Below are 21,332 nucleotides of genomic sequence, written 5' to 3'. Positions count from 1 at the left end.
TTGGGATTTGATTATATTCGGTCCCAAACCAAATAACACCTGTTTCATGCCTTTAGTAAAGCCTTTTTCAGCGCTTATTCCTGCTGCACATTTGCAGTCTTCTGTGGTAACCCGGCCCCTTGAATATTATAGTATGGGTGAGGCAAAGTTAATCGCCTCCGAAAACAATTATAGCTTTCTTCATTTAATTAGTCCGGCTTTGGATCATGCTTATTTGCGTGATATGAACCAGGAATTGATTTTCCGTAAGATTGCTGAAAACTTCGATTCTTTTCTGAGTGGTAATGTGCTTGTCCCGGTTAACCGGTCTTGTTATTATATTTACCAGGTTACTTGTAATGGTTTTATGCAGAAAGGTTTATGGGCTTTAAGTGATGTGCAGAGTTATCTGGATGGCAGCATTAAAAAGCATGAGCTGACGGTAGAACGCAGGGAAAAACAGCTGGCTGATTATTTGCATCATACTGGGCTGGATGCGAATCCGGTACTGATTACGTATCATCCGGTGCAGGCTATAGATGAGCTGATCGAAAGGTATGTACAGGAACTGCCGGTCATCGATTTTATATTTACGGATCTGACTGAACATAAAGTTTGGTTAATTGATGATGAGGATGATATTGATTTAATTACCACTGAAATAGGGCAGATAGAGGCTGTATATATTGCAGATGGTCATCATCGTGCGGCAGCCATGTCAAAAATGGATTATTTCTCTACTGTATTTATGAATACGGATGAAATCAGGGTTTTACAGTTCAACAGGCTGGTGCGGGATTTGAATGGATTAACGACAACAGATTTTCTATCCAGGCTGGAACATGCTTTTACAATTGAAAAATCTGATCAGCTTGTGGACCCGGATCAGTTGCATATTATTGGAATGTATTTGGATAAGCAGTGGTACGTTTTATCTCCAAAGGAGGAGGCTTATGATGCGAATGATCCTGTAGATTTGCTGGATGTGAGTATTCTACAGAATCAGCTTTTGGGTCCTGTATTAGGCATTGATGATCCGCGTACCAATGCGAGGGTGACCTTTGAAGGTGGGATTACACCTTTGGCAGACATCCAGAAAATGGTGGATAATAGTCTTTATGCAGTAGCATTTACATTGTATGCGGTTTCTGTGGAACAGATTATCAATGTTGCGGATGCGAATAAAACGATGCCTCCAAAGTCAACCTGGATAGAGCCCAAGTTTTTGGTAGGCATGCTGACTAATTATTGCATTTAGGCTATTATATTTAAGTTTTTTTTACTGGTCGTTGTGTGTAAGCTTTTTCGCTGGTTTATTGTGTTTAGGCTTTTTTATTCATTTTGCTGGTTTTGCTGTAAAAGAAGATACCTCCGATAATAATAATCAGGATTAAAAAGATAATGGAATAGGTTTCGGTATTTTTTTCTGCTGCAATAACTTCTGTCTTTTTCTTCAGTTCTTCATTCTGGTCTTGCAATTTTTTGATGGCCTGCATATAGCTTTCAATGCGTTTTGCGTTATTGCCGGCATTGGTTTGCACTTGCTGTACTTCTTGATCTTTGTAGTTCATTAATACTTTAAGTTCCCTGAATATATTATTGTCATTCAGGATGATACCGCGCAAAATTTCATTGGAATTCTTGAGGTCGTTTTTAGTTTGCAGGCCAAATATACCGGTTCTTGCACTGAGGCTTAAATCATATTGTCCGAATTTGGCACTTCGCTCTGCGAGTAAGGCGTTTATCTTTAAGCGCTGCACTTGATACGCAGAGGTATCACTTTGTGCGGCTGAAGCGCTAATACTGATGCTTAAACATATAAATAGCAGGAGAGATCTGATCATAGTATAATATTTTGGTGTATAAAGCAAAATCTATGCCTTATGCTGATTTATAAAAGGGATTTCTGCTGATTCAGCTGAATTTTAACGTGGCTTAGGGGTGAAACTGGATACGGACGATGTCTCCCAGGTGTAAGCCCAGTAATCCGCTTGCTTTGCCTTTGTTAATGGCGATTTCCAAATGGTTACTGATTCCAAAAAGGCATAATTTCTCTCCTTCGGAAACTTCGTTGTAGTGCCAGCTGAGCTGGGTAATGGTTTCGCTTTTCCGGAAATAGAGGGTGAAGTCTCTGTTACGCTGTATTTTAGTAAATAGTTCTTTGGTGATATTGGTAATGACGTTGCAGAAAGTGTCAATATAAATTACACTTCCTCTGATCATATCTTGTTCGATGACTGGGTTCAGCAGCATCTTTTCTTCAATGTTTGCTGTTGGTAAGCCAATGTCTTTCAGCTTTCCACCTTTTGCGAGATGAATGGCTGCTTTAACAAAAATATCTACGAGCGGGAAGTGCAGGTATTTCAAATCCTGCATAATATTGAGCTCTACAATTTCATCGGGTTTGCCGTCAAATAGTAAAGAAAAAATTCCGTTGTCGGCGCCGACAAAATAATGATCGTGATATTTTAACCCTATATATTTTGTATTTTCACTGAACACAGAATCTATACCTATCAGATGCACAGTGCCTTTAGGAAAATAGTGGTAAACATTCTTTAAAACAAAGGCTGCGTAAGAGATATTGAAGGATGGAACTTCATGGGTAATATCAACAATAGTAGCTGTAGGCAAGATCGTCAGGATACTGCCTTTGAGGGCAGCCTGATAAAAATCTTTGGATCCTAAATCTGTTGTTAAAGTGATAATGGCCATTAAAAATTGAATATTTATTCTTATTCTTGCGTATGCGGTAAAGCGCTACAAATATTCAACTTTTATATCAAAATATACACTCCTATCTAAAAAACAATATTTTGAACGAACTAAAACTAACATTAGAAACAGTAGATCCGGTACAATTCTGGGGTGCGAACAACGAGCATTATGAGTTGATCAAACACGCATTTCCTAAACTGAAAGTTGTTGCCAGAGGCAACGAGGTTAAGGTGTTAGGGGATGAAGGTGAGCAGAAACTCTTTGAGAAAAAGTTTGGTAAATTGGTCGGACATCTGGAGCAGTATGGCTCTTTAAGTCCGGGTGATATTGAATCAATTTTAGCGTTTAAATATAACGCTGATTCTTATGGTGCTGATGCTGCACCGGAAAAAGTGAATGGTGGTGGCGGCGGAGAAGTCATCGTATTCGGAAATAGTGGTATGATGATCAAGGCCCGAACGGCTAATCAGCGCCGGATGGTTGACAGCATTGTGAAGAATGATGTGCTTTTTGCAATCGGCCCTGCGGGGACGGGTAAAACGTACACGGCGGTAGCACTTGCTGTGCGGGCACTGAAAAACAAAGAGATTAAAAGAATTATCCTGACCAGGCCGGCTGTAGAGGCTGGGGAGAGCTTAGGTTTTTTACCTGGTGATTTAAAAGAGAAAGTAGATCCTTATCTTCGCCCGCTGTATGATGCGCTTGATGATATGATCCCGGCAGAAAAGCTGAAGTTGTATTTAGAGAACAGAACGATTGAGATTGCACCGCTTGCGTTTATGCGTGGCCGTACTTTGGATAATTGTTTCGTAATTTTGGACGAGGCACAGAATTCAACGGATTTACAGTTGAAGATGTTTTTAACGCGTATGGGGCCTTCTGCGAAGTTCATCGTTACTGGTGATGTGACGCAGATCGATTTACCAAAGAAACAGATGTCGGGTTTGCATAATGCTTTGCGTATTCTGGATGATATTCCGGGTATCGAAATCATTTACCTGACGGGGGAGGATGTGGTAAGGCATAAGCTGGTGAAAAGGATATTGAAGGCATACGGAGATATACAGTAATTTATAAACAATAATTGATGTGATCCATCAACAACATGAAAGCAATTAAAGAAACAAATTTTAATTTTCCTAAACAGAGTAGTTTTTACAAGGGTAAGGTGCGTGATGTATATACTATTGATCATCGTTTGATGGCCATGGTAGTGACTGACAGGATTTCTGCATTTGATGTGGTTTTACCTGAGGCTATTCCTTTCAAGGGTCAGGTGCTAAATCAGATCGGTGCTAAATTTTTAAAGGCAACGGCGGATATCGTTCAGAATTGGGTAATTGCTGTACCGGATGAAATGGTGACGATTGGTCGCATTTGTGAGCCTTTTAAGGTAGAAATGGTGATCAGGGGCTATCTTGCTGGTCATGCGTGGAGAGAGTATAGTGCGGGTAAAAGAAGTGTGTGCGGTGTAGCGCTTCCGGATGGTTTAAAGGAGAATGATAAATTGCCTCAGCCTATTATCACGCCAACAACTAAAGCGTCGGTTGGGCATGATGAGGATATTTCCAGAGCGGATATTTTAGCGAAGGGAATTGTTTCCATTGTTGATTATGATCAGTTGGAGAATTATACTTATGCTTTGTATAAAAGAGGGACTGAGATGGCGGCTGAGCGTGGTTTGATCTTAGTGGATACGAAGTATGAGTTTGGTAAGGTTGGGGAGGAGATTTACCTGATTGATGAGATTCATACGCCGGATTCTTCGCGTTATTTTTATGCGGAGGGTTATGAGGAACGCCAGGCGGACAATACGCCACAGAAACAGCTTTCTAAGGAGTTTGTACGCAAGTGGCTAATTGAAAATGGTTTCCAGGGTAAGGATGGACAGGAAATTCCGATAATGACCCCTGAGATTATTGCATCTATTTCTGAGCGTTATATTGAGTTGTATGAGCAGATTACTGGTGATCAGTTTGTAAAGAATGAGCAGGATGATATTCTGAACAGGATTGAGCAGAATGTTTTACAAAGTCTGTTATCAAATTAAATGCTTAATTTGTTATCTTAAAAAAGGGGGATATTATGAAATTTTCAGTAGATAAACACGAAAAGTATGTGGCAATCAGGTTGGATGAAAGTAGTCTGACTGCTGAGAATACGCCGGGATTGAAATCCGAATTCATTTTGTTGAATGCTGAGGGCTATTGTAATATCGTCCTGGACTTATCGATGGTGAGTGATTGTGATGATTCACAGGATCTGAGCTGTCTTTTGGTCGGAAACAGGCTTTGCAAAAAGGCAAATGGGTTATTCCTGGTAACGGGGGTAACGGAGTGTATTGCCAGGTTATTGGAAATGTCGTCTATTGACCAGTCATTAAACATCGTGGGCAACCTGGATGAGGCGGAAGATTTGATCTTCATGGAAGAAATAGAGAAGGAATTACTAGGGAGCTTTGATCAGGAAAATTAATGAAGTTTGAGGTTACCATTTTAGGAAGTAGTTCTGCTACTCCTGTTTTTAATAGAAATCCGTCAGCACAGCTTTTAAATTGTAAGGATAAGTTTTATTTGATTGATTGTGGTGAGGGTACTCAGCAGCAGTTAATCAGGTTTGGTTTTAAGGCGAGCAAGATTGATGTTGCTTTTATTAGTCATCTTCATGGTGATCATTATTTTGGTTTGATTGGTTTGCTTTCTACGATGAATTTAAATGGTCGTATTAAGCCTTTCCAGATTTTCGCACCGGCTGCTTTGATGGAGATACTGGAGATTCAGTTCAGGTATTCTGAGACGAATTTAAGGTTCGGGATTGAGTTTTGTCCGATTGTTGCGGATGAGCCAAGAGTGATTTTCCAGAATCAGGATTTGACGGTAGAAACGATTGTGCTGAATCACAGGATCCCGTGTACGGGGTTCAAGTTTACGGAGAAAAAGAGGTTACGCAAGGTTTTAGTGGATAAGCTGGAGGCTGCGAATATTCCTGCGGATTATTATCAGTTGTTGAAGAAGGGTTTGGATTTGACTTTGCCGGGTGGTGAGGTGATTTTGAATGCTGATTATACGATTGATTCGGATACGCCGAAAAGTTATTGTTATTGTTCGGATACGATGGCGGATGGGAGTTATCTGGAGAGTATCCGCGGGTGCACAATGTTGTATCATGAGGCAACGTTTATGGACGATTTGCTGGAGAGGGCCAATGTGACGCATCATACGACGGCTTTACAGGCCGGGTTGGTGGCGAAGGAGGTTGGTGCTGGTAAGTTGATTATTGGCCATTTTTCTTCGAGGTATAAGGCGTTATTGCCGTTGTTGGAGGAGGCGCAGAGTGTTTTTGAAAATACTGCGTTGGCTTTAGAAGGGGTTACATTCACCGTTTAATTCAATTAGAAAAAAAAGGAAGGGTAGCAATGTCCTGACGGAATTCATGAAGAATGAATCATTGTCAGGACATTACTACGCCTTCCTTTTTTTTTACCACTAATACTAGTAAAGGTTCATTCAATTTGGGCATGATGCAGGTTAGGGTAAAAAAAAGAGAAATTTGTTTGTTGGGTAAAATAGGAGAAATTTGTTTGGGGTAAAAAAAAGGAGAAACTTGTTTGGTGGAGAAATTGGGGAAATTTGTTTGGGGTAAAAAAAGGAGAAACTTGTTTGGTGGAGAAATTGGGGAAATTTGTTTGGGGTAAAAAAAAGGAGAAACTTGTTTGGTGGAGAAATTGGGGAAACTTGTTTGGGGTAAAAAAAGGAGAAACTTGTTTGGTGGGTAAAATAGGGAAACTTGTTTGGTGGAGAAATTGGGGAAACTTGTTTGGTGGAGAAAATAGGGGAAACTTGTTTGGTGGGGGAAATAGGGAAACTTGTTTGGTAGGGGAAATAGGGAAACTTGTTTGGTGGGGGAAATAGGGAAACTTGTTTGGTGGAGAAATTAGGGAAACTTGTTGGTGGAGAAAATAGGAGAAACTTGTTTGTTGGGGAAAATTGGAGAAACTGGAAGAAGATAAATGTGAGAAAACAATATGACTGATATTTGGTTACGGTATTATGGGATATGATTCTGCTTATAAAAGTTCTTCGGTTCCGAATGTCCGTGTTTTGCGATGGGTTTCAAGGCTTTCTTTTTTGATGGATGAACAGTTCAGGATTCCGGGTACTAAGTATAGGTTTGGTTTGGACCCTTTGCTGAATTTGATTCCTTTTGCTGGTGATATTGTTGGTTTTGCTGTTTCGGGTGGTTTGGTACTGGCTATGGCCAGTAAAGGACTGACGAGTAAGATTGTTGTGTTGATGTGTATCAATATTTTATTGGATACGACGATTGGGGCAATTCCTGGGGTTGGACAGGTTTGGGATTTTTTCTTTAAGTCAAATACGCGGAATATGCGTTTGATGGAGGAGTATTATGAGCAGGGTAAGCATCAGGGGGACGGAAAGGGTACAATCGTATTGGCATTGGTTATTTTGTTTTTGATCTTTGTTGTTTTGATTAGCATTTTATGGGTGCTGACGGCATGGGTAATTAGTAAGTTTTAGGGCTGGATTCGCGGTCTGCGTGTTCAGGATATCAGTAGTTTTAGTCAATGTATATGCTTAACTATAATCAACAGTTGCCGGTTTATGCTTTGGAGCCGGATGAAATAGGAAATAACAGGCATTTCAGGATGTATAATTTTAATGGGACTTTACCTGCGCATGAGGATTTTTTGATCCCGCATCGTAAGGATCATTATTTGCTGGTGTTTATGAGAAGGGGTGGGAGTAATTTATGGATAGATATGGTTCCTTATGTGCTTAGGGATAATACTGTTTATTTTACGAGACCGAATCAAATTATTGTAAAGGATGGTTTACAGGAGTTATGGAGTACTGGGATCGCTTTTACGGCTGAGTTCCTGTCTGTTCAGGGGAATGCTGCTTTAGGCAAGTTACCGCTGGTTCAGAATCTCCAAAATGGGCATGAGCTTTTGCTTTCGGAGCGTAATGTTGTTTTGTGGAGGATATGATTGTTAGGCTTAATACGGAGTACGGGATGCCTGGGGATTGGCAACAGGGTATGTTGGCTGCTTATTTGACGGTGTTGCTTACTTATTTGAGTCGCTTGTATGTGGAGCAGTTTAAGGATAGTGGTGTTTCTGCTGATCAGTTATTGTTAAAGAGTTTTCAGTCGGAGATTAATGAGCGTTTCCGGGAGTTGCGGGAGGTGAGTGAGTATGCTTCTTTATTGAATATTTCTGCGGGGCATTTGAGTGAGGTGATCAAGAGTCAGAGTGGTAAGCCGGCCATAAAACATATACATGAGCGGCTGGCGCTGGAGGCGCGGCGTTTGCTTTTTCATACGGGCAGTTCTCTGAAAGAGATTGCTTTTGATCTTGGTTTTTCAGATGCGTCTTATTTCAATCGTTTTTTTAAAAGGGAGTGTGGGGTTACACCGGTTGAGTATCGTACGAGTACCCGCAAAATGTACCATGAATACTGATGGATGTGCTACATTGGAGGGAGTGGGTGTTGTAGATTTGTTGATATAAAAATAGATTATGAAAACAGTATTGATAACGGGTGCAAATAAAAGCATTGGCTTTGAAACGGCAAGACAATTGTTAGGGCTGGGGTATTATGTATATCTGGGTAGCCGGGATATTGAAAAGGGTGAGCAGGCGGTTAGCCAGCTGCGTGCTGAGGGCTTAAGTGAGGTGGAGGCTATAGAGATTGATGTGAATGATATTACATCGGTACGGGCTGCGCGTGAGGCGTTAGGACAGAGGGTTAAGGTGCTCGATGTATTGATTAATAATGCGGGTATTGGTGGAGCTATGCCGCAGACTCCATTGGAAACTGATATTTCCGTGTTTAGAGAGGTATTTGAAACTAATTTTTTTGGGGTGATAGAGGTTACGCAGGCGTTTGTTGATTTAATGAAGGAATCTGAGGAGCCAAGAATTGTTAATGTAACTTCGGGATTGGGGTCATTGGCTTTGCATAATGATCCTGAATGGAAACATTATCCTGTTAAACCAACGAGTTATGTGGCATCTAAGGCTGCGCTTAATGCTTATACGATTGTGTTGGCTTATGATCAGCGTTTTACGTCATTTAAGATTAATGCGGTTGACCCTGGGTATACTGCGACAGATTTTAATAATCATAGTGGGCCTGGAACGGTAGAGGATGCTGCTGCAAGAGTAGTAAAGGCTGCAACGCTTGGGCAGGATGGGCCTACGGGTCAGTTCTTTAGTGATGATAATGCACCGGAAACGGGTATTAGTCCGTGGTAAAGTTAGGACTAGTCAACCAACCCAGGAAATACGTGGAGAATTAAACTGAAAAAGGGAAAGCGCTTTTGCTGGCATTGTTCATTTTTTGTGAACGCAGACAGCAAAAGCGCTTTCCCTTTTTATTTAGTTTTTTAGTTCTTACTTGTCCTTTTTCGAACCACCGCCGCCGAATACAGAGAAGTGTACGTAACGTTTAGGATTAGCTTTCAGATCAATAATCAGTTCATCTAAGTTTTTAGAGGCATTGTTCAGGTTGTCATACATCTTAGTGTCGTTAACCAGCAAGCCTAGGGTTCCTTTGCCGTCGTTTACTTTACTTACGATCCCCTGAAGGTCAGCAACAGCTTTGTTTGCGTTGTCAATAGTCTGCTTGAAGTTTGCTGCTGCAACCTGATCAGTGATTTTATTGATGTTGTTTAGGATAGCGTTGATTTTCTCGTTATTGTTTTTAAGGTTTCCTGAAATTGATTCGGCGTTTGCTAAGATAGCAGCGATTCTTTTACTTTCAGTTCCTACTAGTCCGTCTACTTTTTTAGAGGTTCCTTCTAAGGAAGCAAGGGTACCAGCAATACTGTTGAAACTCTTGTTGACGTTTTTCTGGAAGTCAGGGTTCAGGATGGAGTTGACACTGGTCAGGATGGAATCCATTTTACCGATGATCAGTTCTGCTTTCTTTTGTACGGGCTGAACGGTTTCCATCAGGTTTTTTTCTACGTTAGAGTTTAGGGTGTCACCGTCCTGGGCGAAGTCTCTACCGGTTCCTAATGCCATTACAATTGCTTTACTTCCCAACAGGTCTGTGCTTTCCAATCTCGCAATGGTTGATTTTGGAATATCGTATTTGCCCTTTATTTTTAGGGTAGCAAGGATTGTTCCGTCGGGTTGTAAGACAAGTTTATCTACACGACCAATCTGAAAACCATTAATTAATACTGGTTTTGATATAGCAAGACCGTCAACACGAGAGTATCTGGCATATAATAAGGTCTCACTCGAAAATAATGAGTTACCTTTAAGGAAGTTATACCCGATAATTAATGCGGCGATAGAAAAGGCTGCTAATATGCCTACTTTGGTTTCGTTAGTTATTTTCACTTATAGTCTTTTTACTTAATTTACTTCTGTTTCTTGTTTGTAGGTCTTTACGGCTTTGAAGATTGCATTCACAATTTCAGCTTGTCCGTTTGCAGAGTTTATATAATCTTCTTCGGCTGGGTTGGATATAAATCCAATCTCGGTCAGTACTGCAGGCATACCGCATCTTTGTAAGATTAAAATTCCTTGCTCTTTAACACCTCTGTTAAATCTCTTGTTGTCGTGGGTGTAATTGTTCTGCATTAGTCGCGCTAACTTCAGACTTTTGTCCCTGTATATGTTTTTAAACAAAGATAGTATAATAAATGTTTCAGGATCCTTTGGATCGTAACCATTATAATTTTTTTTATAATCCTTTTCCAGACTGATATCGGCATTTTCACGGAGTGCACCGTCTTGCTCGTTCAGGCGGTGACTACCGGCTACAAATGTTTCGGCACCACTTGTAGTTTTGTTTTTTACGTAGCCGTATTTTGGTGTTCTTTTCCCTTTCCTGGTGGTATATCCGGTCACAACTCTGCGGTCGGGCATGGAATTACAGTGAATAGAGATAAATAAATCGGCTTTTGCGGCAGTCGCAATTTCTGGTCTGCGGTATAGGGATATATCAACATCGGTTTTTCGGGTGTAAACGATTTTTACGCCTGGCATATCTTCTTCAAACTTCCGGCCTAGTTTCAGGGCAACTTGCAGGGTTACGTTTTTTTCTAAGGAATAACTTCCGGCAGCGCCTGGTTTATCTCCGCCGTGACCAGCGTCGATCACAATAGTCTTTACTTTATAGCCCTGAGATATGGCAGCTTTTGAACCAATTAATAAAAAAATAGCGCATAAGAATAGATTCCTTTTCAATATCATTTAATCTTTTTGTTTAATAGCCTCAGATCTGTTTTAATTTTATAAACTTAAACAGGCATTATTATCCCTTAATTGTAGCTTATTTGCGCACAAAGATAGTATAATATAATTTTTAGTACAGAATTGGTGCCCATTGTTTCAAATTGTTTTGCTGCAAGCCCGGTGATCCAGTATATCCTTGTTCATTTATTGCCGTGATTTTAATTAATTATCTTGTTCAATTTGTTGGTAATCTATTGTTTAGAGGGGTGTTAGGAAATATTTTTAAGCAAAATAGCATTTGCCCCCGGCAATGCTATATTTTTCGCTAATTTTGGACGTTTTGGGTTAAAAGGATGTTTTAAACATAGCTATTAATTTGTTTAAGCACAATTTCTGGCTGTAGTGGCGTTAAATGTTTCGGGAAGGTAATGGCTTTCTTTGCAACAGTTGAGCTGTTTCATTCAAAAACGGATATTAAACAATTTTAATCTATAAATTTAGACAGACTTTAACTACAGTTGCACTTATTACATTCACACAAGAATTTGAAATTTTTACGAACTATCCTCTTACTGAATTTTATCTTTTTACTGGTATTGGCCGGTCACTCTGCTTTTGCCCTGGAAAGTTTTTCTACACGCCAGATATCGCAACAGCAGGACACTACTAAGAAAGCTATTAATAAAGTTATACCTAATTCAAATACTGCTGCTAAAATCCCAGTGGGGCTACAGCAGGACACAGCAAAAAAAGACACTTCCAAAGTTAAAGTTGGTGGTGCTGCAGGTGCCAAGGGTGGTGTGGTGAAACAGGGGGATTCTAAAATAGAATATTCTGCGGTCGATTCAACAAAATACAGCAAGGATAATAGTATCATCTATTTATATGGAAAGGCAAGGGTTATTTATCAATCTTTTGAGCTTGATGCGGATTATATCACTTATAACTCTAAAACGAATACTGTTTTTGCCAGCGGAAGAAAGGATTCCAGAGGTAAATATTTGGGGAAGCCTATCTTTAAGATGGAGAAACAAGGATCCTCTATTGCGGATTCACTTTTCTACAATACTAAATCGGGAAAGGGTACGGTCTTCAATACTTTCACTGAACAGGAGGGTGGATTCTTTTCTGGTGGACAGAGTAAAAGACAGCCCGACAATGAAATTCACCTTAAGGGGATGACTTATAGTACCTGTAATTTACCACATCCGCATTTTGGGATCTTTATTACGAAAGGTATTGTGACGGATAAACAAATTATTACAGGGCCCGTATATCTTAAGATTGAGGATATACCGTTGCCTTTGGGTTTACCATTTGCTTTTTTTCCAAAACCTAATAAAAGAAATTCAGGGATTATCATGCCCAATGTTGGTGATGATTATACCAGGGGGTTCTTTTTCAGGGATGGTGGGTATTATCTGAACCTGAATGATTACTGGGATGCGAAGATTCTGGGTACGCTTTATACCCGGGGTTCTTATGGGATGTCGGTAACTTCAAATTATGTGAAGCGTTATAAGTATAATGGAAGTATCAAAGTAGATTATAACAGTAACCGTTATGGTTTGGAGGGTACACCGGCTTATGAGCCCAGAAAGGATTATAGTATCCAGTGGGTACATTCACAGAATGCCAATGCGCATCCGGGAACAAACTTTGGAGCGAGTGTGAATATCAAGACCAGTGGTTACAATTTAAATACTGCCGGTGGGACCAGTTATGATTTCAGACAGATTACTGAAAATGCTTTATCTTCCAGTGTAAGTTACGGCAGAACATTCGCTGATGGAAAGGTCACTTTCTCAGCTGCGGCAAGACATAACCAGAATACACAGTCTAAAACTGTGGATGTTACTTTACCCGATATCGCGTTAGGTGTGCAGACGTTTCCGCTTTTTAAGCAAAAGGGTGTAGGGGAGCAGAAATGGTATAATAAGATTACTGTAGGTTACTCGATGGTAGCTTCTAACTCTATTTCTACTTCTGATAGTTTGCTTTTTACCAGAAAATCATTGGATAGGTTAAAAAATGGATTCAGTCATACGGTGCCGGTAAGTATCAACTTTACGGCATTGAAGTATTTCAACTTTTCAGCAGGTGGAACTTATTTAGAGAAATGGCAGTTCCAGTCTGTCCGTCAAACTGCAATCCGCGGAATTATGTCCAATGGTGTACTTCAGGCAGATCAAATAGTCAGAGATACGATTCAGGGTTTTAACCGTTCTGGTGAGTATAGTATTAATATGGGTGTATCTACCAAGATCTATAATACGCTGCAATTTAAGAAAATGGGTAATTTAAAAGCTTTGCGTTTAGTGATGACACCGAATGCGAACTTTAGTTACCGCCCTGATTTTTCAGATCCTTCGAAAGGAAATTACAAGACTTTACTTTACCAGGATGGTACGCCGGTTTATGACCCTTTTTATGGCAGGAATAAACGGTATTCTATTCATGAGGGTACTTTATATGGTGGGCCAGGAGAAGGCAGGAATGCAAGTATTAGCTTTGGATTGGATAACACTTTAGAGGCAAAGGTATTTTCGAAAAAAGATACAACGGGTACGGGAATGAGAAAGGTTCCGATTATTCAGGGTTTAGGGTTTAATGGATCTTATAACTTCCTTGCACCAGCCTTTAAGCTTTCTGAGTTGAGTTTTAGTGGACGTTCACAGTTTACAGATAAATTCGGGATTACTTATGATGGATCGTTTAACCCTTATGCGGTAGCGGATTCAACAATTAATGGGGTTTATCAAACTAAAAAACTGGTTGACAGGTATACGCTTCCAAGGTTAACAAGGTTTAGTGTTTCTTTTGGCTATAGTTTAAATGCGGAGGCTTTCCGCAAGCGTAATGAGAGTTTGGATAAGACTACTAAAAAAGTACAGCAAAATGGGATGACGCCTGAGCAGGCTGCGCAATTGGCAGAAGTGAGCAAGGATCCTAATGCCTTTGTCGATTTTAAGATTCCATGGAATTTTACTTTTTCTTACCGTTTTGACTATTCCAAGCAAGCAACTGGTTTGTTGCCGACAGCAACCAATACGCTAAACTTTAATGGGGATTTTAATGTTACCCCTAAGTGGAAAGTACAGTTTACCTCTGGATATGATTTTAAAAGTGCGGGTTTGTCACCTACTTCTTTTGCGATATACAGAGATTTACATTGCTGGGATATGAGTATTAACTGGATTCCTATTGGTCCCTACAGAAGTTATAATTTGACAATTAAGGTGAAAGCTTCGATCTTACAAGATTTGAAGCTGAGCAAGCAACAAGCTTATTATACACGTTTTTAACGAATTTTTATGTTAGCTGAGATTATTACGATTGGCGATGAAATATTAATCGGCCAGATTGTGGATACAAATTCTGCATGGATGGCCAAACAACTGAATGCTGCGGGCATTAAAGTGAAACAAATAACCTCAGTGTCTGATGATGCTGATCATATTATAGAGGCGCTGGGACAGGCGGAGCAAAGGGCGAAGATCATTTTAATTACTGGTGGATTAGGACCGACTAAGGACGATATCACCAAATATACATTGGCGAAATACTTTAATATGGGTATGCGCCGTGATGCTGGGGTACTGGCGCAGGTGGAAGAGATTTTCAGACGTTTTAACCGCCCGATGATTGAATCAAATATCAAGCAGGCTGATGTGCCTGATGGTTGTACAGTGATCCCAAATAAAAACGGAACGGCACCTTGCATGTGGTTTGAGCGTGAAGGAACCATTTTTGTTTCTATGCCGGGTGTGCCTTTTGAAATGATGTATTTAATGGATGAAGAAATCCTGCCAAGATTGAAGCAGGCTTTTGAATTGCCTTTTATATATCATAAAACTATACTTACTGCAAATTTAGGGGAGTCTTTCCTGGCACAACAGATTGAGGATATTGAAGATAGTTTGCCGCCTTCTATCAAGCTTGCTTATTTACCGAAACTTGGACAGGTAAGGTTGAGGTTAAGTACATCTGGTACTAATGAGGCTCAATTGAAGGAAGAAGTAGAAGTGTATGCGCAGCGGATTATTGAAAAAATCAAGCCTTATATTGTTGCTGAGGATGATATTGCGATTGAGAAAGCAATTCTTGATCTCATGGATAAAAAGGGATTGACGCTTTCTACTGCGGAGAGCTGTACTGGTGGCTATATTGCACAGTTAATTACCCAGCATCCGGGTTGTTCGTCGGTTTATGCAGGTGGTGCGGTTGTTTATTCTTATGAATTGAAGCAGTCTGTTCTAGGGGTAAAAGCGGAAACGCTGGCAAAATATGGTGCGGTTAGTGAACAAACTGTAAAAGAAATGGCTTCTGGCGCAATTACTCATTTTAATACGGACTATAGTGTTGCGGTAAGCGGCATCGCCGGACCTGATGGCGGAACTGCCGATAAACCAGTCGGAACTGTCTGGATAGCAGTGGCAAACAGGAATGGGGTAGTGGCTAAGTTATTTACTTTTGGTAGTAAAAGAGCACAGAATATTGAGCGTTCAGCTATAGCTGCATTAACAATGATTTTGAATCTGCTGAAAGAAGATAACAATTAACTGCAAAAAAGCCTTACTTTTGCATCCGATAGGAAATACCAAATTTACTGTAAACTAAATGGCACAATACGAATTATTATTACCTAAAATGGGAGAAAGTGTTGCAGAAGCAACCGTCATCAAGTGGTTAAAACAACCTGGTGATATGATCAGTTTGGATGATACCCTGTTAGAAATCGCAACGGATAAAGTGGACTCAGAAGTTCCGTCACCAGTGGCTGGAAAATTGATCCAACAATTATATAAAGAAGATGATGTTGTTCAGGTTGGTGCTGTAATTGCAATAATCGAGACGGACGCTGCTGAAAGTAAAACTGCTGAAAAGCAAGAGCAGCCAGTAATGGCTGAACAGGCTCCTGCAGCTGAGCAATCGGTAAATATTCCGGGAACAGAACAATTGAATGACACGCCGGTAAATTCTGCGCAGCATAGCAGTGATCCGGATCGTTTTTATTCTCCTTTAGTGAAGAGCATTGCTGCTCAGGAGCAGATTAGTGTAACTGAACTTGATGATATTGCTGGTAGTGGTGCTGATGGCCGTTTAACTAAGGATGATCTGTTAAATTATATTCAGAATGGTCGTAAAAGTACGGGAGCTGTATTAGCTAACCGTGCTGCACAAAGCCAGCCTGTTGCTGTTAAAGAAGCGCCAGTTAATACTAGTGCTGCACCGGCGCCTGTTGCGGCTGCAAAGTCTGCCAGTGCGCAGCCGGTAGTGAGTGTAAGTGGTGCTGATGAGATCATTGAAATGGATCGCATGGGTAAAATCATTGCGGATCATATGGTGATGAGTAAGCAGACTTCTGCGCATGTAACTTCATTCGTAGAGGCCGATGTGACGAACATGGTGCTTTGGAGAGATAAAGTGAAGAAAAACTTCGAGAAGAGAGAGAACGAAAAGATCACCTTTACGCCAATCTTTATTGAAGCGGTAACCAAAGCAATCAAAGATTTTCCAATGATCAATGTTTCTGTTAATGGAACTAAGATCATCAAGAAAAAAGATATAAATATTGGTATGGCTGCTGCTTTACCTAGTGGCAACTTGATCGTTCCTGTAATTAAAAATGCAGACCAGCTGAATCTTGTGGGATTGACTAAATCTGTAAATGATCTGGCAAACCGCGCCAGGGGTTCTAAACTGAAACCTGATGAAACGCAGGGTGGTACTTTTACTTTGACTAATGTAGGTTCATTTGGAAACGTAATGGGAACACCTATTATCAATCAGCCTCAGGTAGCAATTCTTGCGGTAGGGGCTATTAAAAAGAAACCAGCTGTTTTGGAGACTGAATACGGTGATGTAATTGCAATCCGCCATATGATGTTCCTTTCGCTGTCTTATGATCACAGAGTGGTTAATGGTGCGCTTGGTGGTACTTTTGTACGCCGGGTGGCAGATTACCTGGAAAACTGGGATATCAACAGAGAGATCTAATTCCTGAAAGGGGAAAATAATTAAAGGGGTATCCGGTTAACCGGATACCCCTTTATCGTGAATTACGTTTGGGCTCAGGCTTCACTCAGTCTGAAGTATTTTCCACCGCTATAAAGTTCCGGATCTACTACCCGGTCTTTTAAGTTAAAGCTGGGCGTGTATTCTTCAAAATCCTGTAGTTTTTTAATTTCTTCAATACGCTGCTTTCCGGTAACGGTATTTTCAATTATTTTCAGGAGTTGGGTGTCATCTTTTTCAAAGTCGGCAGGTGTGATTGCCTTTTCAGTGAGTAGTTGTTTAATTATTGTTGTCAGTTTCCCGTTGGCATAAAGGTGTTCTTTTTTGGCGAAATAGTCCTTGTTCAAAATCTCAAATTTGCTTTTAAACCATTGTGCCGCTGCTGTGGAAGTCAGCATGATTCTTCCTTTATGAATGGAGAGTGCTGAAATAAAGTCGCTAACTTCTTCTTTGTTAATAAACCCGGCATAAAACAGGTCTCTCAAAGCATAATCTACCCGGTCTGCGCAAAGATTAGGGAGGGGTTGCTCCAGAATATTAAAGTCTTGATCCAGCGCTGAAAGTGTGTATCCATGTTTGTTGAGTATTTCCGGGATTTCAGAGTCATTTAAAATTCTCTGATAGATTTCTTCGTGGTAATCTTCTCCGGGATGTTCAAATACATAGTCAATAACGTGAGAAAATGCTGTATGCGAAATATCATGAAGTAGTCCAGCTACTTGTTCTATTTCAGTTCCTCCCAGTAGTTTAATCAATAACATGACCCCGATAGAATGTTCATGCCTGGTCAACGTTAGTTTTGGGTTAACCAAAAATATTCCACCACCCTGATGTATTCCTTTAAGCCTTTCAAAAGGCCTGGAGTTAATTAATTCATTGATAAGGGGAGAAATACTGAATTTGCCGTATAAATTGTCTTCTATCATATCCATAAATAGCTGCTTTTATCTTCGAAAATATCTGCCGTAATTTACGTAAATGAGTGTATAGTCAATATATTTGACTAACCTAAAAAACCATAAAACCATGAGTAATCAGACTAATGCTGCTGTTGTAACTGAAACAGTAGCCCATAATGTATATTTTGAAGGCAAAGTTCAAAGCCTTGGACTGGAAACCGAGAAGGGTAAAGCTACGCTAGGCGTGATGAAGAAAGGAACCTATGTTTTTTCGGCTTCTTCGCCAGAAAGGATGATCGTGATCACAGGTAGTATGAAAGTGAAGTTAACGGATACTTACCAGGTCTACGCTGCGCAAGAAGAATTTGATGTTGCTGCAGGTACTTCATTTGAGGTGATCTGTGATCAGGATGCAGCTTATTTATGTTATTACGGCTAAGTTTGTCTGATAACGGTTAAGTCCCTGTGCTTAGTAAGCTGATGATATTTACGGTCTGCTATGTTTGATTACTATGAACAATTTATTAAGTTTTTCTGAACGTATAAAAGTTTAACTTAAATCACTGATCTTTAATTTATCTATTCATCAATAAATAACCATTAAAAAAAGATCTATGAAAAACTTTAAAATTTTATTCGCGCTGCTAACCTTTGGTTTGCTGTTTTCATCTTTCACGAAAGACAGCAATTCTTCCTTAGCTTTAGTAAACTCGCTGCAAGCAACAACAGTTAGCCTTGCAGGTCATACTACTCAACAGGCAGCGGTAACAGTTCCACAAAAAGCTTATACGGTTGCTGATTATGTAGCTAAAAATGGAAAAGCTCCTCAAGGATATGTGGGAGGGACAGTATTCCAGAATCGTGAAGGTTTGTTGCCACAAGGAGTAGCTTATAAAGAATATGACGTCAATCCAAAAGTGAACGGTCAAAACAGAGGAGCGGAACGTATTGTTCTTGGTAACGATGGCAGCCGATATTATACAGGAGATCACTATGCATCATTTACCGCATTCTAACAGGTAAAAAAACATAAACGAGAAAAGCCTTTCAGAATTAACTGAAAGGCTTTTCTCGTTTATTAATCAGCGGGTTGCTGTGTATATTAACAGGAGCTTTTCTCCTTTAGTGGACAAGAGCTTTTCTCCTCTAATGAACAAGAACTTCTTCTCTTTTAATGAACAGGAGCTTTTCCACTTAATGAACAAGAGCTTCTTCTCCGGCAATCACCTCGATTTGCTTATCTGTATAAGTAAATCTTCCGGTATGTGCTATAAAAACATCTTTTTGCACGAGTAAGTCCTTATTTGCTAACAACGATTTCAAGCTTACACTACCGATCACATATTTAAAGTCATTCCTTGAAAAACGCTCTACAATGTTTTCGATTTTCAATTTTTCAACTGTATATTCATGTGTATATCTTAAATAGACCTCAATATTTACATTATCTGTATGGATCAGTCCGTTTTGCTGATGATACTTTTTGTACTCATATCTGTATCCGTATCTCAATGCAGCGATGTCAGATAAAACTGCTGCACCTGTTGGGTGGCCGCCAGCACCTTTCCCAAAAAAGAATTGCTTGTCTGCAAAAGCTGCCTGAACAGTAACTCCGTTATACTCATTTTCTACGTTAAATAAGAAATCATCAGCTTTCACAAATTTAGGCAATACATAAGTAACGACCTGCTTTGTACTGATTTTGCGGGCTGTAGGTACTAATTTAATCTTGTAATTTTTTTCTCTTGCATATTGAATATCCTGCTCTGATAAATTCTGGATACCAACATTCAGAATCTTATCGGGGTCAATAAATAATCCATAAGCATGGGCTGTTGCAATGGCCAGTTTAAACTTGGGGTCATAGCCGCCAACATCCATAATAGGATCAGTTTCTGCGAAACCAAGTTCCTGAGCTTGTTTTAATGCCACGTCATAAGGCATGTTTTCATTGAATATTTTAGAAAGAATGTAGTTCGATGAACCATTAAAGATTCCGCTTATTCCGTGCAGCAACTCATTGTCATAATATTCTTCCAGGTTTCTGATGATTGGAATACTCCCACATACTGCACCTTCATAAAGTAAAGAAGCGCCGTATTTTGCTTGTAATTCTACTAATTCTGCTAAATGATTGGCAATCATCTTTTTATTAGCAGAGACTACATGTTTTCCACTGGTTAATGCTTTTTTTGCAATGGCAAACGCCGCATCTGCGTCATCTATTAGTTCAACAATCGTGTTAATCTCCGGATTATTTAAAATCTCATCATGATCTGTAGTGAATAGTCCGGCATCCAGACTACGTTTCTTATCCGGATTTTTGATGGCTATTTTAATAATTTCCAGGTTTAAATCCTGGCCACGGATAATGTCATGTAGTCCCTGTCCCACAACTCCAAAACCGAATATTCCAATTTTAAGTTTCTTGCTCATTTATGCTGTTTTATGCAGTTTAACAATTTTTTTATTGACACTTTCTTTTAAGAAATTGCCGATGATATTAGTAAGTATGTCTGTTTCAATTAAGAATCCATCATGGCCATAAGCTGAATTGATACTGTGGAATTCAGCTCCTGGTATGTGTTTGGCTAAAAATTCCTGTTCCACCAAGGGAAAAAGGAAGTCATTTTCAATTCCGATCACCAAGGTGTTGGACTTGATAGTTTTCAGCGCATCAATAACGCTTTTTCTTCCTCTGCCTACATTGTGGCTGTCCATTGCTTTGCTTAAATACCAATAGCTATAGGCATTGTACCTTTTGCAAAGCTTTTCTCCCTGGTAATTCTGATAAGAAGAGGCACGGAAGCCGTCAGTTTTCTCATTAACACTTTCCAGTTGTGTTGCATTATAGGCTTCGTAGGTTCGGTAAGAGAGCAACGCAATGCTTCTTGCTGCTTTCAAGCCTTTCAAACCACCGTCAGGTTGTTGTGCATAAAAGCTACGGTCGGTACTGATGGCCAGGCGCTGGCTTTCGTTGAATGCGATCCCCCATGGAGAATGATAAGCATTGGTTGCCACAAGAATCAGGTTTTCTATTTTGTTGCTTTCCATAATTGCCCATTCACTAGCCTGCTGGCCACCTAAGGACCCACCGATCAATACGCGGATTTTTTGAATGCCTAAATGTTCGGCAAGTAATTGATGCCCGTGAACCAAATCTCTGATGGTAAACTCAGGGAATGATAAATAGTATGGATTTCCTGTCACTGGGTTTATGCTCAGTGGGTTTGTGCTTCCATAATGTGAACCGATAACCGTTGCACAAATGATAAAATGCTCTTCTGGATTAAATAAGTTCTTTTCTCCAAAGAGGCCTTTCCACCAATCCAGGACATCTGCATTGGCGGTTAGTGCGTGACATGCCCAGATCACATTGTCTTTGCTGGCATTTAGCTTTCCAAAAGTCTGATAGCTAATTTGTATCCCGCGCAATTTTTTTCCGTTCTCCAGTTTAAATTGCTTTGGGTAATTATATAGGTGTGTTGATGACATTTTATTTCTAT

Annotated in this window: 21 protein-coding genes; 14 read left to right on the top strand and 7 right to left on the bottom strand. The window is 40.0% G+C overall.

Features of this window, described 5'->3' with window-relative positions:
• The first annotated feature begins 46 nt into the window (after positions 1-46).
• Positions 47-1,237, top strand: coding sequence for a DUF1015 domain-containing protein (locus tag ABIB30_RS02270; protein ID WP_354299129.1), 1,191 nt, complete (start codon positions 47-49; stop codon positions 1,235-1,237).
• A gap of 64 nt (positions 1,238-1,301) precedes the next feature.
• Here the strand turns inward: ABIB30_RS02270 and ABIB30_RS02265 are convergent, their stop codons facing one another.
• Both ABIB30_RS02265 and ABIB30_RS02260 read right to left on the bottom strand, forming a co-directional pair.
• A complete protein-coding gene (locus tag ABIB30_RS02265) occupies positions 1,302-1,823 on the bottom strand; it encodes a hypothetical protein (RefSeq protein WP_354299128.1) in 522 nt (173 codons plus the stop codon).
• Between the two features lie 91 nt (positions 1,824-1,914).
• Positions 1,915-2,694: an SAM hydrolase/SAM-dependent halogenase family protein gene (locus ABIB30_RS02260; protein WP_354299127.1), complete on the bottom strand. Its 780-nt coding sequence runs from the start codon at positions 2,692-2,694 to the stop codon at positions 1,915-1,917.
• 101 nt (positions 2,695-2,795) lie between these two features.
• On the opposite strand from ABIB30_RS02260, the gene ABIB30_RS02255 reads away from it, so the two are divergent.
• The 8 genes from ABIB30_RS02255 to ABIB30_RS02220 all read left to right on the top strand — a co-directional run bounded on the left by ABIB30_RS02255 (position 2,796) and on the right by ABIB30_RS02220 (position 8,974).
• The gene (locus tag ABIB30_RS02255; protein ID WP_354299126.1) at positions 2,796-3,767 is read left to right on the top strand and encodes a PhoH family protein; all 972 of its coding nucleotides are present in this window, start codon (positions 2,796-2,798) and stop codon (positions 3,765-3,767) included.
• Between the two features lie 35 nt (positions 3,768-3,802).
• A complete protein-coding gene (locus tag ABIB30_RS02250) occupies positions 3,803-4,747 on the top strand; it encodes a phosphoribosylaminoimidazolesuccinocarboxamide synthase (RefSeq protein WP_354299125.1) in 945 nt (314 codons plus the stop codon).
• A gap of 35 nt (positions 4,748-4,782) precedes the next feature.
• Positions 4,783-5,172: an STAS domain-containing protein gene (locus ABIB30_RS02245; RefSeq protein ID WP_111633156.1), complete on the top strand. Its 390-nt coding sequence runs from the start codon at positions 4,783-4,785 to the stop codon at positions 5,170-5,172.
• Entirely contained in the window at positions 5,172-6,083 is a 912-nt protein-coding gene (locus tag ABIB30_RS02240) for a ribonuclease Z (protein WP_354299123.1), read from the top strand. Before ABIB30_RS02245 ends, ABIB30_RS02240 begins: the two co-directional genes overlap by 1 nt.
• A 663-nt stretch (positions 6,084-6,746) precedes the next feature.
• A complete protein-coding gene (locus ABIB30_RS02235; protein WP_354299122.1) occupies positions 6,747-7,235 on the top strand; it encodes a DUF4112 domain-containing protein in 489 nt (162 codons plus the stop codon).
• Between the two features lie 53 nt (positions 7,236-7,288).
• Complete coding sequence (locus ABIB30_RS02230) at positions 7,289-7,705, top strand: hypothetical protein (RefSeq protein WP_354299121.1); 417 nt, start codon at positions 7,289-7,291, stop codon at positions 7,703-7,705.
• Positions 7,702-8,178, top strand: coding sequence for a helix-turn-helix domain-containing protein (locus tag ABIB30_RS02225; RefSeq protein ID WP_354299120.1), 477 nt, complete (start codon positions 7,702-7,704; stop codon positions 8,176-8,178). Before ABIB30_RS02230 ends, ABIB30_RS02225 begins: the two co-directional genes overlap by 4 nt.
• A gap of 58 nt (positions 8,179-8,236) precedes the next feature.
• On the top strand, positions 8,237-8,974 hold the full coding sequence (locus tag ABIB30_RS02220) for an SDR family oxidoreductase (RefSeq protein ID WP_354299119.1): 738 nt from the start codon (positions 8,237-8,239) through the stop codon (positions 8,972-8,974).
• A 138-nt stretch (positions 8,975-9,112) separates the two neighbouring features.
• Here the strand turns inward: ABIB30_RS02220 and ABIB30_RS02215 are convergent, their stop codons facing one another.
• Both ABIB30_RS02215 and ABIB30_RS02210 read right to left on the bottom strand, forming a co-directional pair.
• Entirely contained in the window at positions 9,113-10,069 is a 957-nt protein-coding gene (locus tag ABIB30_RS02215) for an MlaD family protein (protein ID WP_354299118.1), read from the bottom strand.
• A 15-nt stretch (positions 10,070-10,084) separates the two neighbouring features.
• Positions 10,085-10,927 carry an N-acetylmuramoyl-L-alanine amidase family protein gene (locus ABIB30_RS02210; RefSeq protein ID WP_354299117.1) on the bottom strand — a complete coding sequence of 281 codons (843 nt, stop codon included), beginning with the start codon at positions 10,925-10,927 and terminating at the stop codon, positions 10,085-10,087.
• 527 nt (positions 10,928-11,454) lie between these two features.
• On the opposite strand from ABIB30_RS02210, the gene ABIB30_RS02205 reads away from it, so the two are divergent.
• From ABIB30_RS02205 to ABIB30_RS02195, 3 genes are read left to right on the top strand one after another with little or no spacing between them, the layout of a single operon-like run.
• Positions 11,455-14,214 (top strand): putative LPS assembly protein LptD, encoded by a 2,760-nt coding sequence (locus ABIB30_RS02205; protein ID WP_354299116.1) that lies wholly within the window; start codon positions 11,455-11,457, stop codon positions 14,212-14,214.
• A 9-nt stretch (positions 14,215-14,223) separates the two neighbouring features.
• Positions 14,224-15,471 (top strand): competence/damage-inducible protein A, encoded by a 1,248-nt coding sequence (locus tag ABIB30_RS02200; protein WP_354299115.1) that lies wholly within the window; start codon positions 14,224-14,226, stop codon positions 15,469-15,471.
• Between the two features lie 58 nt (positions 15,472-15,529).
• Positions 15,530-16,909, top strand: coding sequence for a dihydrolipoamide acetyltransferase family protein (locus ABIB30_RS02195; RefSeq protein ID WP_354299114.1), 1,380 nt, complete (start codon positions 15,530-15,532; stop codon positions 16,907-16,909).
• A 74-nt stretch (positions 16,910-16,983) separates the two neighbouring features.
• On the opposite strand, the gene ABIB30_RS02190 is transcribed toward ABIB30_RS02195, so the two are convergent.
• Positions 16,984-17,859 (bottom strand): HD domain-containing protein, encoded by an 876-nt coding sequence (locus ABIB30_RS02190; RefSeq protein ID WP_354299113.1) that lies wholly within the window; start codon positions 17,857-17,859, stop codon positions 16,984-16,986.
• Between the two features lie 94 nt (positions 17,860-17,953).
• On the opposite strand from ABIB30_RS02190, the gene ppnP reads away from it, so the two are divergent.
• Together ppnP and ABIB30_RS02180 are read left to right on the top strand one after the other, a co-directional pair.
• Positions 17,954-18,265 (top strand): pyrimidine/purine nucleoside phosphorylase, encoded by a 312-nt coding sequence (gene ppnP / locus ABIB30_RS02185; RefSeq protein WP_354299112.1) that lies wholly within the window; start codon positions 17,954-17,956, stop codon positions 18,263-18,265.
• A gap of 175 nt (positions 18,266-18,440) precedes the next feature.
• The gene (locus ABIB30_RS02180; protein ID WP_354299111.1) at positions 18,441-18,842 is read left to right on the top strand and encodes a guanyl-specific ribonuclease; all 402 of its coding nucleotides are present in this window, start codon (positions 18,441-18,443) and stop codon (positions 18,840-18,842) included.
• A gap of 178 nt (positions 18,843-19,020) precedes the next feature.
• On the opposite strand, the gene ABIB30_RS02175 is transcribed toward ABIB30_RS02180, so the two are convergent.
• Both ABIB30_RS02175 and ABIB30_RS02170 read right to left on the bottom strand, forming a co-directional pair.
• Positions 19,021-20,262 carry a homoserine dehydrogenase gene (locus tag ABIB30_RS02175; RefSeq protein ID WP_354299110.1) on the bottom strand — a complete coding sequence of 414 codons (1,242 nt, stop codon included), beginning with the start codon at positions 20,260-20,262 and terminating at the stop codon, positions 19,021-19,023.
• Entirely contained in the window at positions 20,263-21,321 is a 1,059-nt protein-coding gene (locus ABIB30_RS02170) for a homoserine O-acetyltransferase family protein (RefSeq protein WP_354299109.1), read from the bottom strand.
• Positions 21,322-21,332 lie beyond the last annotated feature (11 nt).

Origin of the sequence: Pedobacter sp. UYP1 (assembly GCF_040547305.1) — a bacterium.
Classification (GTDB): domain Bacteria; phylum Bacteroidota; class Bacteroidia; order Sphingobacteriales; family Sphingobacteriaceae; genus Pedobacter.
The sequence above is the reverse complement of the archived record's forward strand: the minus strand, read 5'-3'. Positions and strand labels throughout refer to the sequence as shown.